We start from the raw sequence: 14,721 nt of genomic DNA on the forward strand, positions 1-14,721 counted from the left end.
GAGTGGTCGTCGTCGTGCCCGGGACGTCCTGATCTCGCGGTCGGCCCACGGGGATTACCGAACCTTCGGTAGGCTGATGTCGAGCCGCACGTTCTGAGGCGGGGTGTCCACGTCCTGGAAGGAACGCGCGAGATGGCGGCGGCAGGTCCAGTCCGAAGAACGGGGTCGCCCGGGCGACCGGGATACGATCTCGACTCGTTGCTTGCCGTTGCGGTGAAGGTGTTCAACGACAAGGGGTACGACGGCACCAGCATGGAGGCGCTTGCCCAGCGGCTCGGCATCACGAAGTCGTCGATCTATCACCACGTATCCGGCAAGGCGGAGCTCCTGGAACTCGCGCTGGCCCGGGCCCTCAACGCGCTCTTCGCGGTCACGACCGAAGATCAGGTGACCAGCGGTCGGTCCATCGATCGACTCGAGTACCTCGTGCGGCGAAGCGTCGAGGTGCTCGTGACCGAGCTTCCCTATGTGACATTGCTTCTCAGGGTTCGTGGGAACACGGCCGTCGAACGGCGTGCCCTCGCGCGCCGACGGGAATTCGATGCCTTCGTCAGTGATCTGGTGGTGGCCGCCGCCGAGGAAGGCGACCTCAGGCCGGGGATCGACCCGGCGCTCACGAGCCGGCTGGTATTCGGGATGGTCAACTCGCTGATCGAGTGGTACAGGCCGCGCGGGGCGAATCGGTCGCCGAGTTGGCGGACGCGGTAGTCGCGCTCACCTTCGACGGGATGAGGGCCTGACCCGGGGGTTCCCGGTAACGGACGCACCGACAAGACGTGGGGCGCCTCGGATCGGATCCGAGGCGCCCCAAGCATTTTCAGGAAGGTCGATTGTCTATCAGGCGACGAGCTTTGCCGATGGATCGGTCCAGGCTCCCCGGGGGCAGGACCTCCACGGCGACGGTGACACCGATGCGGTCCTTCACCAACTGCTGCAGCCTGCCGGCCTGCTGGTCGGCCTCGCGAGTCGAGGTGTTCGGCCGGGACTCGACGCGGACGGTCAGCTCGTCCATTCGGCCGGGGCGGTCGAGAACGCACTGGAACTGGGGAGCCAGACCGGTCACCGCGAGAATGAGCTCCTCGATCTGGGTCGGGAAGAGATTGACCCCGCGCAGGATGATCATGTCGTCGGTTCGGCCGGTCACCTTCTGCATGCGGCGCATCGCGCGCGCGGTGCCCGGGAGCAGTCGGGTGAGGTCGCGGGTGCGGTAGCGAACGATCGGCATTGCCTCCTTGGTGAGCGAGGTGAAGACGAGTTCGCCCTCCTCACCGTCGGGCAGCACCTCGCCGGTGACGGGGTCGATCACCTCCGGGTAGAAGTGGTCCTCCCAGATGTGAAGGCCATCCTTGGTTTCCACACACTCCATCGCGACTCCCGGACCCATGACCTCGGACAGTCCGTAGATGTCGACGGCGTCCATGCCCAACTGCTGCTCGAGCTCGCCGCGCATCTCCTCGGTCCACGGCTCCGCCCCGAAGATGCCCGTGCGCAGTGATGTTCGGGCCGGATCGATTCCCTTGGCGAGCATCGCGTCGACGATCGTGAGCATGTACGACGGGGTGACCATGATCGCATCCGGACGGAAATCCTCGATCAGCTGGATCTGACGCTCGGTCATTCCCCCCGACATCGGAATGACCGTGCAGCCCAGCCTTTCCGCGCCGTAGTGGGCGCCGAGTCCACCGGTGAACAGTCCGTACCCGTACGCGACGTGGACCTTGTCGGACGGTTTCACGCCGCCGGCGCGAAGGCTCCGCGCGATCAGGTCGGCCCAGTTGTCGAGGTCGGTAGCGGTGTACCCGACCACGGTGGGACGTCCCGTCGTTCCCGACGATGCGTGAATTCGTGACACGTGATCCTGTGGCACTGCGAACATTCCGAACGGGTAGTTGTCCCGCAGATCTGCCTTCGCGGTGAACGGGAACTTCGCGAGATCGCCGAGGTCCTTCAGATCGCTGGGATGGACCCCGGCGTCGTCGAACGCTTTCCGGTAGTGCGGGACGTTCTCGTAGGCGTGGCGCAGCGACCACTGGAGGCGCTCGAGCTGCAGGGACGAGATCCGGTCGCGCGTAGCGAATTCGATGTCCTGTGACGGGGTGACGGTGCTGGTCATAGTGGTCTCCGGTGCCGCGGTCGGGCGCGACTGGGGTCGATGTGGTGGAGGGCGGGGCCGGGCGGTCAGGCGTCGAAGTCGACGGTCACGTCGTCGCTGTCCGGATAGCTCTGGCACGTGAGGACGAAGCCGGCATCGACCTCGTAGTCCTCGAGCGCGTAGTTGCGCCGCATGTCGACGTCACCGTGGGTGACCTTCGCACGGCAGGTTCCACATACTCCGCCCTTGCAGGCGAACGGCAGATCCGATCGGTATTTCTCTGATGCGTCGAGGATCGTCTCGTCCCGGGGCAACGTCGCGGTCGTCGAGCGTCCGTCTAGGACGAGGGTGACCTCGCTGCTGGGGCCGGCGACCCCTTCGTCACGGTGGCGTGCCGGGGGAGGGGGCACGTCGTCGACATAGAACAGTTCGTGGTGGACACGCTTCGGGTCGACGCCCAGCTCGCCGAGGACTGCCTCGGCGTCGGTGACCATGCCGTACGGCCCGCACAACCAGAAATGATCGATACCGGCGATCGGCACCACGGCGTCGAAGATCGCGCGGAGCCGGTCGGCGTCGAGACGACCGGTGAAGAGTTCCACCTCACGGGGTTCTCGAGACAGCACGTGGACGACGTGGAAGCGCGCACCGTACCGATCCTTCAGGTCGGCGATCTCCTCGGCGAACATCACCGAACTGGTGCGCCGATTCCCGTAGAGGAGCGCCACTTCGGCCTCGGGATTGGCGAGCATCGTCGCGGCGATCGAGAGCATCGGGGTGATCCCGGAACCCGCCGCGATCAGGACGTGCCGGCCACCGACGGTGGGGTCGGCGACGAACGATCCGGAAGGCGGCTGGACATCGATCCTGTCGCCCCGGCGTACCTGGTGGACCAACCAGTTCGAGAAGAGTCCGTCGGCGACTTCGCGGACCCCGACACGAGGGCTGGAACCGACCGGGGCGCAGATGGAGTACGACCGGCGGTGCTCGACGCCGTCCACGGTGCGACGAAGCGTGAGAGATTGGCCGGCGCCGAATGCGAACTCCGCGGAAAGGTCGGCAGGAATCTCGAAAGTGACGGCGGCGGCGTCGTCGCACAGCGCCTCGACATCCGCGACCGTGAGGGTGTGGAAGGTCCTGTTGCGCGTCGAGACAGGGGGTTTCGTGGTGTCTGTGGTGTCCATGTTCAGATCTCCTTCACATGATCGAAGGGCTCCAGGCAATCGAGGCACCGGTAGAGGGCCTTGCACAGTGTCGCCCCGAATTCGGAGTCGAGGCGGGTGTCGGCGCCGCCGCACCGAGGGCATTCGATCGTGCGGGGTGAGGCGGTGAGTGTCAGCGGCACCGGTCCCGAACCGCGGCGTGGAGCCGCACCGGGCGTGGAGTAACCGTTCTCGTGCAGTTTCCGACGTCCCTCGTCACTGATCCAGTCCGTGCTCCAGGGCGGTGAGAGCACGGTCCTCACCTCGACCGTCGGGAAGCCCGCGAGCTGAAGACGGTGCGCGATGTCGTCGCGCATCGTCGCCATGGCGGGGCAACCCGAATAGGTGGGGGTGATGGTCACGACCACGGCACCGGCTGCTCCCACCTCGACGTCCCGCAGGACACCGAGATCCGCGAGGGTCAGCATCGGCATCTCGGGGTCGAGAACCGACTCCGCGATGCGCCGCGCATCGCGGACGTCCAGTTCGGCGTGCGTGGAAGCGGACATGTCACCACACGCCTTCCGGATGTGCCCGGGCGACCACCTGCATCTCGGCCAAGACCAACCCGAGCGCTTCGCTGTGCAGGCCCTGACGGCCCGCGCGTCCTCCTACCGTGCCGGCGACGCGGCCGGTCGGCGCGGACAGTTCGGCAGCGTGCAACACCTGACCGAGAACCGCGTCGAACTCCTCCCGTAGTTCGCCGGGATCGACCGCCACACCCACCGCAGCGAGCGTGCGTTCCTCGCTGGTGGGAACGAAGAGCTCGTCGACGTACGGCCAGACGCGGTCGAGGCCCGATTCCATCCGCGCCTTCGATTCGGCTGTGCCGCAACCGAGTGTGACGGCCCAACGGGCGGCGTAGTCGCGGTGGTAGGTGAGTTCCTTGACGCCTTTGACGGCCACGGCGGCGAGGACCGGATCACGTGACTCCCGTAGCCGGTCGAGGAGCGCGAGTCGCCACGTCGAGAACACCAGCAGGCGAATCACGGTCTGCGCGAAGTCTCCGTTGTCGATCTCGGCGAGTCGGACGTTGCGAAACTGGTTCTCGTCGCGGAAGAAGGCGAGCGCATCCTCGCCCGGAACCTGTGCGGTGTCGGAGACGTGTGGCACGACGGCCGCGTCGGCCGCGGCCGCCCGCGCCAGGAGGAGGCGCGCCTGGCCGAGCAGGTCGAGAGCGATGTTGGCGAGAGCGACCTCCTCCTCGAGTTCCGGTGCGCGCGTCACCCATTCGGCCAGTCGCTGCGAACTGATCAGCGCATCGTCGCCGAGCATCAGGCAGTAGGTGGCGAGCGCCGAGATATCGACGTCGTCGGGGACCGTGGTGTCGACGCCCGCCAGTGGGTCGTCGAAGCTGGTGCCGAAGGCCCACTGGCCGTGGCTGTCCTCGTCGACAAGGCCGTCGTAGGCATGGTCGTGGTCGGTCATCGTGCATCCTCGAAATTTGTGGACGGCTGCGCGAGCGAGCCGGCCGGATCACATGTGGGGAACGTTGTCGGGGATTTCGTAGAAGGTGGGGTGGCGGTAGACCTTGTCGCCGCTGGGCGCGAAGTACGGATCCTTCTCGGACGGACTGGATGCCGCGATCGAGTTCGCCTGCACCACCCAGATACTCACGCCTTCGTTGCGCCTGGTGTACACGTCGCGGGCGTGCCTGAGCGCCATCTCGTCATCGGCGGCGTGCAGCGAACCGACGTGGACGTGATTGAGTCCGCGCTTGCCGCGGAGGAATACCTCGTACAACGGCCAGTCGGCGCTGGTGACTCGGTCGGCTGCATTCATCGTGCGTTCTCCTTCGTACTCGCCCGGCGGGCGAAGGCGGTAGCGGCCTCGCGTACCCAGGCACCGTTCTCGTGCGCGGCCCGGCGATTGGCGATGCGCTCGACGCTGGACGCACCGTTCCCGGCGATCACCTGCATGAATTCGCTCCAGTCGGGTTCGCCGAAGTCGTACGCACCGCGCTCGGCGTTCCATCTCAGATCGGGGTCCGGGAACGTCACGCCGAGTGCTTCGGCCTGCGGTATCGACATGTCGACGAACCGCTGGCGGAGTTCGTCGTTCGTGTGTCGTTTGATGCGCCACTTCATCGACTGCTCCGAGTTCGGCGATCGGTCGTCGGGCGGGCCGAACATCATCAGTGCCGGCCACCACCAGCGGTCGACGGACTCCTGCACCATCTCGCGTTGGGCGTCGGTGCCGCGCATCATCGTCATGAGCAGCTCGTAACCCTGCCGCTGATGGAACGACTCCTCCTTGCACACGCGGATCATCGCCCGCGCGTACGGCCCGAAGGAGCTGCGACACAACGGAACCTGATTGCAGATCGCGGCACCGTCGACGAGCCAGCCGATCACGCCGACATCGGCGAAGGTCAGGGTCGGATAGTTGAAGATCGACGAGTACTTCTGCCGGCCGTCGAGCAGCTTGTCGGTGAGGTCGCCGCGGTCGGCGCCGAGTGTCTCTGCCGCGGAGTACAGATACAGGCCGTGCCCCGCCTCGTCCTGCACCTTCGCCGTCAGGATCGCCTTGCGGCGCAGTGACGGTGCCCGAGTAAGCCATGCCCCCTCGGGTTGCATGCCGATGATCTCGGAGTGCGCATGCTGCGCGATCTGCCGGATCAGGGTCTTGCGGTAACCCTCGGGCATCCAGTCCCGCGGCTCGACTCGCAGGTCGGCCGCGATGGTCTCCTCGAAGTGGCTCCGGAGCTCATTTTCTGCGATAGACGAGGTCATATGTCCTGCTTCTAATACCGAATGATCGGTTGGTGTGAGTATGCATGGAAGTGACGCGCGGCACAACATGTGCGGCGCGGTCAGCGGCCCTCGAAGGCCGGTGCGCGTTTGGCGAGGAAGGCGTCGACCGCGGCGCGATGATCCGCCGAGCGGCCCAGGTCCTCTTGCGCCTCGCGTTCACGCTCGAGCGCCTCGCTGAGGCCCGCGGACGACGCGGACACGAGACGCTTCACGTGCACGTGGGCCGCGGTCGGTCCGGCCGCGAGCTCACGAGCCAGCGTCCGGGCCGCCTCGGCGAGTTCGACGTCGGGCACGACCCGGTGGACCAGACCCCACTCGAGGGCCTGGGTCGCCGAGAATCGGTCGCCGAGCATCAGCAGGCCGGTGGCACGGCTCGGACCGAGCATCTCGACCAGTGTGTGGCTCAATCCGGAATCGCCCGCCAGACCGATCCCGGTGAAGGCGGTGGCGAACCTGGTGCTCTCCCCGGCGATGCGGATGTCTCCTGCCAGCGCGATGCCCAGCCCGGCCCCCACGCACGCGCCGTTGATCGCGACGACCACCGGTACCCGCACCGCGGCGAGCGCGGTGAGCAGCGGGTTGTAGTGTGCGCCGACGGTGTCCATCGCCCGTGCGGGATCCGCCGCCAGGCCCGCTGCATGCTCGGTGAGGTCCTGACCTACGCAGAAGTTCTTGCCCTCGGCCTCGAGGAGGACCGCGCGCACCGTTCGGTCTGCGGCCACCGCCCCGACGGCAGCCGACAACTGTTCCTTCACTGCGCGATCGAGCGCGTTGGATGCGCCGCCGCGGCGCAGGGTGATCGTCGCCAGGCCCTCGGTAGTGGCCAGCCCGACCTTCTCGATGCCGCTCATGGAATACGCCTCCTGTCAGTGGGATTCAGGCCCGAGTGTCGTCTCAGGGCCAGGTGAAGAAGCCTCGGCCCGACTTGCGGCCGAGCTCGCCTCGCGCGACCTTCTCGCGGAGCAGGGCGGGAGGCCGGAAGCGTTCGCCGAGCGTCTCCGTCAGGTGCTCGGCGATGGCGAGTCGAACGTCGAGGCCCACGAGGTCGGTCGAACGTAGCGGACCCATGGGGTGTCGATATCCCAGTTCCATTGCACGATCGATGGACTCGGCATCGGCGACGCCTTCCTCGAGCATTCGGATCGCCTCGAGCCCGAGGCAGACACCGAGCCTGCTCGTTGCGAAGCCGGGCGAATCGTTGACGAGTACTCGGGACTTGCCGAGCAGGGAGACCCACTCGCACACCCGTGCCACGACGTCGGCGTCGGTCAAGGGAGTCCGGATGATCTCGACGAGCGTCGACGCCGGTACCGGATTGAAGAAGTGCATGCCGATCAATCGGCGGGGATCATCCAGCACCGCACCGAGATCGGCGATCGAGATGGAACTGGTGTTGGTCGCGATCACCGTCGTCGGGTCGACGGTCTTCTCCACGAGGGCGAGCACGCCGAGCTTGAGCTGCACGGATTCCGGGACGGCCTCGACCACGAGATCGAGTCCGGCAGGCAGCTCCTCCGGTGCGCCGACGAGCGACACGCGTCCGAGCACGGTCGCCGGATCCGATTCGCCGAGCCTTCCGCGTTCGTGGGCGCGGTCCAGTCCGTCCGAAACTCGGGTCAATGCCGCCTGTCGGTCGCCGCTCTCGGCGATGGTGACGGTGGAACCGAGCGTCGCGAACACCTGCGCGATGCCGGCGCCCATACGTCCGCCGCCCACGACACCGACACGGCCGGGGATTGTGCTCGTCATTTCTTCTTCTCCAGAAAGGCCGTCATACGGTCGTGTTTGTCCCGGCTCTCGAACAACACCGCCTGCGCGAGGTCGTCGGCGAAGGGGTGGGATCCGGGTGCATCCGCGATCAGCTTGCTGAGCCTGAGCGCGAGTGGTGCCGAGCGGTTGATGCGATCGACGATGTCGTGCGCGGCGGCAACGTGTTCGCCGGGGGACACGACGCTGATCACGAGCCCGCAGCGCAGCGCCGCCGCCGCGTCGAGGTTTCGGCCGGCGAGGAGCACCTGCTTGGCGATCGACGTGCCGACCAGTTCCTGCAGGCGATAGCTGGCGCCGGCAGCGGCCATGATGCCGAGGCCCGGCTCGGGGTTGCCGAACACCGCGGTGTCCGTTGCGACCCGGATGTCGCAGGCGTACGACAGTTCGGCGCCGCCCCCGAGCGCGAACCCGCTCACTGCCGCAACGGTGGGCATCGGCAACCCCGCGACGCGATCGAAGAGATTGCGATTGATACCCGCGAGCGCCTCGTCGCGTCCCCGCGCCCGTAGCTCCCCGATGTCGGCCCCACCGGCGAAGTGATCGCCGGATCCGGTGATCAGCAACGGCTTCGGCGCGTCCTCGAGGAGCGCGCATACCCGGTGCAGCTCCGCGATCATTTCGGCGTTGATCGCATTTCGCTGCTGTGGACGACGGAGAGTGACCACCATCCGGTCCGCCCGATCGTCGATCGTCAGGGTGTTCACGGCGCCTCGCTCGGTACGGGGAACCGGTCGGGGGTCCGGCCTGGGCCCTCGCGTGGGATGCGGACTGCGCACATCGGGATTGGTTGCACCACTCTCATCTCCTTCGCAGCGTGCTGGCTTCCATTAATAACCGAACCTTCGGTCGGGGCGCAAGGGTTCGCCTATCTCGGGAGGAGAACCCGCACGACATCGAAATATGTCTCGGGCCTTGACAATCAGTCGAGGGTCTGGCGATTCTAATTACCGACCGAACGTACGGTGGGAAGAGGTAGTCGTGAGCAGGTTAGTGCAAAGTTACGTAGCCGGGAGCTGGTACACGGCACCCGATGCCGGAACGCCGCTGCTGAGTGCAGTCGACGGTTCCGAGGTGGCGCGCATCTCGTCGACCGGGCTCGACGTCGCCGGGATGGTGACGTACGCCCGTGCGGTCGGCGGGCCCGCCCTGGCCGAACTCACCTTCCACGAGCGCGCCGCAGCGCTGAAGGCGTTGGCCCTGACGCTGATGGCAGGCAAGGACGAGTTCTACGAGCTCTCCACGGCCACCGGCGCGACGCGACGCGACTCCGGTGTCGACATCGACGGCGGCTTCGGGACCCTGCTGAGCTACGCGAGCAAGGCGCGGCGCGAACTGCCGAACGACACCGTCTACCTCGACGGGCCCCACGAGCAGCTGGGCAAGGCGGGGACGTTCCTCGGTCAGCACGTCTACACCTCGCGTCGCGGTGTCGCCGTCCAGATCAACGCATTCAACTTCCCGGTGTGGGGCTTCCTCGAGAAGCTGGCGCCGGCCTTCATCGCCGGAGTGCCGTCGATCGTCAAGCCGGCAAGTCAGACGGCCTACCTCACCGAACTGGTGTTCCGCCGCATCATCGAGTCCGGGCTGCTGCCGGAAGGGTCGGTCCAGCTGCTCTCCGGCAGCGCGCGTGATCTGCTCGACCACCTCGGTGGGCAGGATTCGGTCGCGTTCACCGGATCCGCGGACACCGCGGCGATGCTGCGGGCCCATCCGCGAGTTGTCGCCGAGGGTGTGCACTTCAACGCCGAGGCGGATTCGCTCAACGCCTCCATTCTCGGTGCAGACGTCGAACCCGGCAGCGAGGAGTTCGATCTCTACGTCAAACAACTCGTCACGGAGATGACCGTGAAGGCCGGCCAGAAGTGCACCGCGATCCGCCGTGCCTTCGTTCCGTCCGGCCTGGTCGACGACGTGGTCGAGGCCGTGCGGGGCCGCCTCGCGCGGGTCGTGGTCGGCGCCCCCGGTGCCGAGGGGGTCACCATGGGCGCGCTGGCGAGCGTCGAGCAGCGCGACGAGGTGCTGAAAGCGCTTCGCGGACTGACGAAGTCGGCGCAGATCGTGGTGGGCGACCCGGAGGACTTCGACGTCGTGGGGGCGGACCGGTCGGCCGGCGCGTTCCTGCCCCCGATCCTGCTGCGCTGTGACGACACGACTGCCGACGAGCCGCACGACATCGAGGCGTTCGGGCCGGTGAGCACGGTGATCGGATACGCCGGCACCGACGAGCTGCTCGAACTCGCGGCCCGCGGCAAGGGCAGCCTCGTGGCATCCCTCGTCACCCGCGACGCCGGGCTCGCCCGCGACATCGTGCTGGGGCTGGCGCCGTTTCACGGACGGGTCCTGGTTCTCAACCGGGACGACGCGCGGGAATCGACCGGGCACGGCTCGCCGCTCCCGGTGCTCGTGCACGGTGGCCCGGGCCGCGCCGGTGGCGGTGAGGAGCTCGGTGGCATCCGTGGAGTCCTGCACCACATGCAACGCACCGCGGTCCAGGCCACCCCCGACATCCTGACTGCCGTCGGCAACCGTTGGGTCCCCGGATCTCGGCGAGCCGACGAGGGTATCCATCCGTTCCGGAAGAATCTGGCGGAGTTGCGGATCGGGGACACCGTCGTCGGAGGACCGCGGCAGGTCACACTGGCGGACATCGACCATTTCGCGGAGTTCACCGGCGACACCTTCTATGCGCACACCGATCCCGATGCTGCGGCGGCGAACCCTCTCTTCGGCGGCATCGTCGCGCACGGCTACCTCGTGGTCTCGCTCGCGGCTGGGCTGTTCGTCGAGCCGAACCCGGGACCTGTCCTCGCGAACTTCGGCGTCGACAGTCTGCGTTTCCTCACCCCGGTCAAGGCGGACGACAGTCTGACGGTGACGCTGACGGCGAAGCAGATCACACCGCGCAGCAGCGCCGACTACGGCGAGGTGCGGTGGGACGCCGTGGTCGAGAATCAGAACGGCGATGCGGTAGCGACCTACGACGTCCTCACCCTCGTCGCCAAGGGCGCGTCCGACGAGGGGCTCTGACATGGGGCGAAAGGTGGTGGTCTGTTACGGCCATCCCGAGGATCCCGATGCTGAGACGATGCACGCAGGACTGGCGTCGGCGGAGATGCGGGAAGCCGGCAGGGACGTCCGCAACTTCGCCACGCGAGGGGTCACGATGTTCACCCAGGAAGAGGAATCGGTCCACGGACCGGTGGGAGAAGTATGACTCTCGAATACGGTTCGGCGCGAGAGATGTTCGATGCCGACGTGGCATCTCGGGCGCTCGGGATCGAGGTGCGGGAACTGGTCCCGGGCCGTGCGGTCGCATCGATGACGGTCGGCGAGACGATGGTGAACGGGCACGGAATCACGCACGGCGGATTCGTTTTCACCCTGGCGGACACGGCGTTTGCGCTCGCGTGCAACGGATACGGCGAGCCTGCGGTCGCCGCGCGGGCGGACATTCGTTTCCTGGCTCCCACTCGCCTGGGTGACGAGCTCGTTGCAGAGGCAGTCGAGCGGGAACGCTACGGCCGCAACGGCATCTACGACGTCACCGTGCGGGTTCGGGGCCGGACCGTCGCCGAGTTCCGCGGCGACAGCAGGTCCCTCGCACGCTCTCGGTGAGCCGCCTCCCCGGCCGGCGATCGGAGGACAGGCGCGCGCCCGCCGCGGCAGGAGGCCGTGGCGGGCGCGCAGTCTGCCCGGGGCCGATCAGGCCTGCAGGCCGGCCTCGATCTCGAGGTTGATGGTGATCTTGTCGCCGACCACGGCGCCGCCACCCTCGAGCGGCATCTCGATGCTGATGCCGAAGTCCTTGCGGTTGATGGTGGTGGTGGCCTCGAAGCCGGCGACCGGGCCGTTGCCCATGCCCGGGTTGACGCCCAGGAACTCGAGCGCCAGCTCGACCGGCTTGGTCACACCGTGGAGCGTGAACTCGCCCTCGACGACGAAGTTGGAGCCGGCGGGACGCACTGCGGTGGAGACGAACTTGGCCGTCGGGAACTGCTCGACGTCGAAGAAGTCGGCCGACTTGATGTGGCCGTCACGCTGCTCGTTGTTGGTGTCGATGGACGCGACCTGGATCTCGGCGTGCACGGACGGGGTGCCGTCCTCGGCGACGGTGATCGCACCGGTGAAGTCGTTGAACGTGCCACGGACCTTGCTCACCACGAGGTGCCGGACCACGAATCCGACGGTCGAGTGGGTGGGGTCGATGGCCCAGGTGCCGGCGGTCAGGTTCGGAAGGGCGGTGGTGGCGGTGGTCATGTGTGCTCCCGGAGGCAAGTAGTTGAAACTTCAAAGACTGTGGTTACAACGGTGGCAGCGGTTCAGGCATTCCGCAAGTGGATGTGATGCCGGTCACAGTTGCCCCCTCGGGGGCTTCGATGCAGGCCGGGAGGGTGTCGAGAAATTGTTCTTACCCTCGAGTAACTATCCGTGGTACGTTCGCCCTGTTTGGCTGCTATGTCCGTCGTCACTATCTGCGGACTGCCACGTATTCGTTTCTGCTGCGCCGGATCTCGGCGCTGGTGGGGCGGTGGCGATCCGTGCTCTGAACGCGAGGAGAAGCCGTTGTCGAAGAAGATTGCTGCTCGTGGTGCCGGCGCTGCCGTCGCACTGACCGGCGCACTGGCCCTGGCTCTGCCGGGTATCGCGTCCGCCGCCCCGGACACCGAGGTGCCCGCCCCGAAGATTTCCGCCAGTGTCGACGGCGACGTCATCGACATGACCGTCACTCAGACCAGCACCGACCAGGGCATCGTGTGTATGCCCATCGTCCTGAACGCGACCGACGCGCTGCCCCTCGCCGCGAAGCCGACCGACCAGTGGCCGGGCTTCGTCGACCTCCTCGGCAAGGTCTACTACATCGGAAACCCGACCACCGCCGCCACGCCGACGGTGAAGAGCACCACCGGGGGCGAAGCCAACACCGGTCTGCTCAAGCCGATCACGCCGGGCGCGTACGCCGTCGTCGGAGCGTGCATCGACGGTGCCGCGCAGGATGCGATCCTGTCCTACAGCTACCAGGTCGTCTTCTCCCCGGGCGGTTTCGGCAGCCTCGGCCAAGCGCTGGATCTGGGCAGCACCACGATGAGCATGGAGGGCGGCAGCAGTGTCATCGCCAACATGCTGCTGAGTGGCGCCGGTAGCAGCACGCTGTCCGCAGCCATCAGCTGATTCGCCTGACGCCGACCGGAACGTGCTCGGGTGAGCCACGTTTCGGTCGGCGCCGGTCTGCTCACTCCTGCACGGCTGTCGCCCTCGCCGTAGCGGCAAGCACTGCGCGCAACGCCGATGCGGTCACCGACTGGTCGAATCCGATCCCCCAGTGCTGGGCGCCGCCACTACGGCAGAGCGCGAACGTCGCGGCCCGCCCCGCGCTGCCCGCCCCCACGGACTGCTGCACGAGCGAGAGCACCTCCACCGGCCGGCCGTGGTCGGCCAGGATCTTGGTGAGCGCCTCGACCGGCCCACCCGCGAAGGCCGCCCCGTCGATCGCGGCGCCGTCGAACTCGGCGCGAATCCGGAGATGGTCGCCGCCCTCCCGGTGCTCGATCGACCACTGACCCAGCTTGCCGTCGAAGCCGTACTCCGCGAACATCAACTCCCACAGCTGTTCCGCCGTCACCTCGCCGCCGCCGTCGTCGGTGGCCCGCTGCACGCGTCGGGCGAAGTCGATCTGCACCGGCCGCGGCAGATCGATGCCGTGCCCGGTCTGCAGCAGGTACGCGATCCCGCCCTTGCCGGACTGGCTGTTCACCCGGATCACGGCCTCGTAGTCGCGTCCCACGTCGCGTGGATCGATCGGCAGATACGGCACGTCCCACGGCGCCTGCCCCGGGTCGATCCCGGCCGCCGCGGCGGCCGCGTGGTGGTGCGCGAAGCCCTTCTTGATCGCGTCCTGGTGAGTGCCGGAGAACGCCGTGTACACCAGATCGCCGCCGTACGGATGCCGGGCGTGCACGTCGATCCTGTTGCAGTACTCCACCGTTCGCCGGACCTCGTCGATGTCGGAGAAGTCGATCATCGGATCCACGCCCTGCGCGTGCAGATTGAGCGCGAGCGTCACCAGGTCGACGTTGCCGGTGCGTTCCCCGTTGCCGAAAAGGCATCCCTCGACGCGCTGCGCGCCGGCCAGTACCGCCAGTTCGGCGCACGCGACGCCGGTGCCGCGGTCGTTGTGCGGATGCACCGACAGGATCACGGACTCGCGGCGGGCCAGATGGCGGTGCATGTACTCGATCTGATCGGCGTACACGTTGGGTGTCGAAATCTCCACCGTCGCAGGCAGATTGTGGATCACCGTCCGGTCGGGCGACGCGTCCCACAGTTCGGTGAGGCTGTCGCACACCCGCAGCACGTAGTCGGGTTCGGTCAGGTTGAACACCTCGGGGGAGAACTCGAAGCGCACGCCCGACTGGGCATCGCCGCCGCGGGCGAGGTCCTGTGCGGCGTCGAAGATCAGGCGGTGCAGCGCGTCCCGATCGTGTCCGAGGACCACCGAGCGCCACGTCGGGGCCGTCGCGGTGTACATGTGCAACACGACGTTCGGCAGGCCGCGCACCGACTCGAACGTGCGCTCGATGAGATCGGTTCGCGCTGCGGTGAACACGACGATGGTGACGTCGTCGGGCACCAGGTCCTGCTCGGCGAGGTCGCGGACGAAGTCGAAGTCCGTCTGGCTGGCCGACGGGTACCCGACCTCGATCTCCTTGTATCCCATGGCGATCATCAGCTCGAAGAACCTGCGCTTGCGGGCGGGGTCCATCGGTTCGGCGAGGGCCTGATTGCCGTCGCGCAGGTCCACCGGCACCCACAGTGGTGCGGTGGTGGTGCGGGCGGTGGGCCACGCGCGTTCGATGAGCGGGACGTCGACGCGCTCCGAATGCGGACGGTAGCGGTGGCTCGGCAT

15 protein-coding genes and 1 pseudogene are annotated in these 14,721 nt (G+C 67.3%); 5 read left to right on the plus strand and 11 right to left on the minus strand.

Annotated features, from left to right (window positions below):
- Nucleotides 1–132 precede the first annotated feature (132 nt).
- Nucleotides 133–740: pseudogene (locus ABI214_RS17145) on the plus strand (TetR/AcrR family transcriptional regulator).
- Between the two features lie 77 nt (nucleotides 741–817).
- Here ABI214_RS17145 and paaK read toward each other — a convergent pair.
- From paaK to ABI214_RS17190, 9 genes are all read right to left on the minus strand, one after another.
- Entirely contained in the window at nucleotides 818–2,113 is a 1,296-nt protein-coding gene (paaK, locus tag ABI214_RS17150; protein ID WP_348603721.1) for a phenylacetate--CoA ligase PaaK, read from the minus strand.
- Between the two features lie 65 nt (nucleotides 2,114–2,178).
- Nucleotides 2,179–3,276, minus strand: a complete 1,098-nt coding sequence (gene paaE / locus ABI214_RS17155) for a 1,2-phenylacetyl-CoA epoxidase subunit PaaE (RefSeq protein ID WP_348603722.1) — start codon at nucleotides 3,274–3,276, stop codon at nucleotides 2,179–2,181.
- 2 nt (nucleotides 3,277–3,278) lie between these two features.
- The gene (gene paaD, locus ABI214_RS17160) at nucleotides 3,279–3,803 is read right to left on the minus strand and encodes a 1,2-phenylacetyl-CoA epoxidase subunit PaaD (RefSeq protein WP_348603723.1); all 525 of its coding nucleotides are present in this window, start codon (nucleotides 3,801–3,803) and stop codon (nucleotides 3,279–3,281) included.
- Nucleotide 3,804: 1 nt separating this feature from the next.
- On the minus strand, nucleotides 3,805–4,722 hold the full coding sequence (gene paaC, locus ABI214_RS17165) for a 1,2-phenylacetyl-CoA epoxidase subunit PaaC (protein ID WP_348603724.1): 918 nt from the start codon (nucleotides 4,720–4,722) through the stop codon (nucleotides 3,805–3,807).
- Between the two features lie 48 nt (nucleotides 4,723–4,770).
- Entirely contained in the window at nucleotides 4,771–5,076 is a 306-nt protein-coding gene (gene paaB, locus ABI214_RS17170; protein ID WP_114723293.1) for a 1,2-phenylacetyl-CoA epoxidase subunit PaaB, read from the minus strand.
- A complete protein-coding gene (paaA, locus tag ABI214_RS17175) occupies nucleotides 5,073–6,026 on the minus strand; it encodes a 1,2-phenylacetyl-CoA epoxidase subunit PaaA (RefSeq protein WP_348603725.1) in 954 nt (317 codons plus the stop codon). Before paaA ends, paaB begins: the two co-directional genes overlap by 4 nt.
- Nucleotides 6,027–6,106: 80 nt before the next feature.
- On the minus strand, nucleotides 6,107–6,898 hold the full coding sequence (locus ABI214_RS17180; RefSeq protein WP_348603726.1) for an enoyl-CoA hydratase/isomerase family protein: 792 nt from the start codon (nucleotides 6,896–6,898) through the stop codon (nucleotides 6,107–6,109).
- Between the two features lie 43 nt (nucleotides 6,899–6,941).
- The gene (locus ABI214_RS17185; protein WP_348603727.1) at nucleotides 6,942–7,796 is read right to left on the minus strand and encodes a 3-hydroxyacyl-CoA dehydrogenase family protein; all 855 of its coding nucleotides are present in this window, start codon (nucleotides 7,794–7,796) and stop codon (nucleotides 6,942–6,944) included.
- A complete protein-coding gene (locus tag ABI214_RS17190) occupies nucleotides 7,793–8,521 on the minus strand; it encodes an enoyl-CoA hydratase/isomerase family protein (protein ID WP_348603728.1) in 729 nt (242 codons plus the stop codon). Before ABI214_RS17190 ends, ABI214_RS17185 begins: the two co-directional genes overlap by 4 nt.
- Nucleotides 8,522–8,795: 274 nt before the next feature.
- On the opposite strand from ABI214_RS17190, the gene paaZ reads away from it, so the two are divergent.
- The 3 genes from paaZ to paaI are packed head-to-tail and all read left to right on the plus strand — an operon-like array spanning nucleotide 8,796 to nucleotide 11,432.
- Nucleotides 8,796–10,844 carry a phenylacetic acid degradation bifunctional protein PaaZ gene (gene paaZ, locus ABI214_RS17195; protein WP_348603729.1) on the plus strand — a complete coding sequence of 683 codons (2,049 nt, stop codon included), beginning with the start codon at nucleotides 8,796–8,798 and terminating at the stop codon, nucleotides 10,842–10,844.
- 1 nt (nucleotide 10,845) lies between these two features.
- Nucleotides 10,846–11,031, plus strand: coding sequence for a hypothetical protein (locus tag ABI214_RS17200; RefSeq protein WP_348603730.1), 186 nt, complete (start codon nucleotides 10,846–10,848; stop codon nucleotides 11,029–11,031).
- The gene (gene paaI, locus ABI214_RS17205; protein ID WP_348603731.1) at nucleotides 11,028–11,432 is read left to right on the plus strand and encodes a hydroxyphenylacetyl-CoA thioesterase PaaI; all 405 of its coding nucleotides are present in this window, start codon (nucleotides 11,028–11,030) and stop codon (nucleotides 11,430–11,432) included. Before ABI214_RS17200 ends, paaI begins: the two co-directional genes overlap by 4 nt.
- 87 nt (nucleotides 11,433–11,519) lie before the next feature.
- On the opposite strand, the gene ABI214_RS17210 is transcribed toward paaI, so the two are convergent.
- Entirely contained in the window at nucleotides 11,520–12,074 is a 555-nt protein-coding gene (locus ABI214_RS17210) for a YceI family protein (RefSeq protein ID WP_348603732.1), read from the minus strand.
- A 306-nt stretch (nucleotides 12,075–12,380) separates the two neighbouring features.
- Here ABI214_RS17210 and ABI214_RS17215 point away from each other — a divergent pair, with 306 nt between their 5' ends.
- The gene (locus tag ABI214_RS17215) at nucleotides 12,381–12,986 is read left to right on the plus strand and encodes a hypothetical protein (protein ID WP_348603733.1); all 606 of its coding nucleotides are present in this window, start codon (nucleotides 12,381–12,383) and stop codon (nucleotides 12,984–12,986) included.
- 61 nt (nucleotides 12,987–13,047) lie between these two features.
- Here the strand turns inward: ABI214_RS17215 and ABI214_RS17220 are convergent, their stop codons facing one another.
- Entirely contained in the window at nucleotides 13,048–14,721 is a 1,674-nt protein-coding gene (locus ABI214_RS17220; RefSeq protein ID WP_348611702.1) for a 2-isopropylmalate synthase, read from the minus strand.

Origin of the sequence: Prescottella soli (assembly GCF_040024445.1) — a bacterium.
GTDB lineage: Bacteria > Actinomycetota > Actinomycetes > Mycobacteriales > Mycobacteriaceae > Prescottella > Prescottella soli.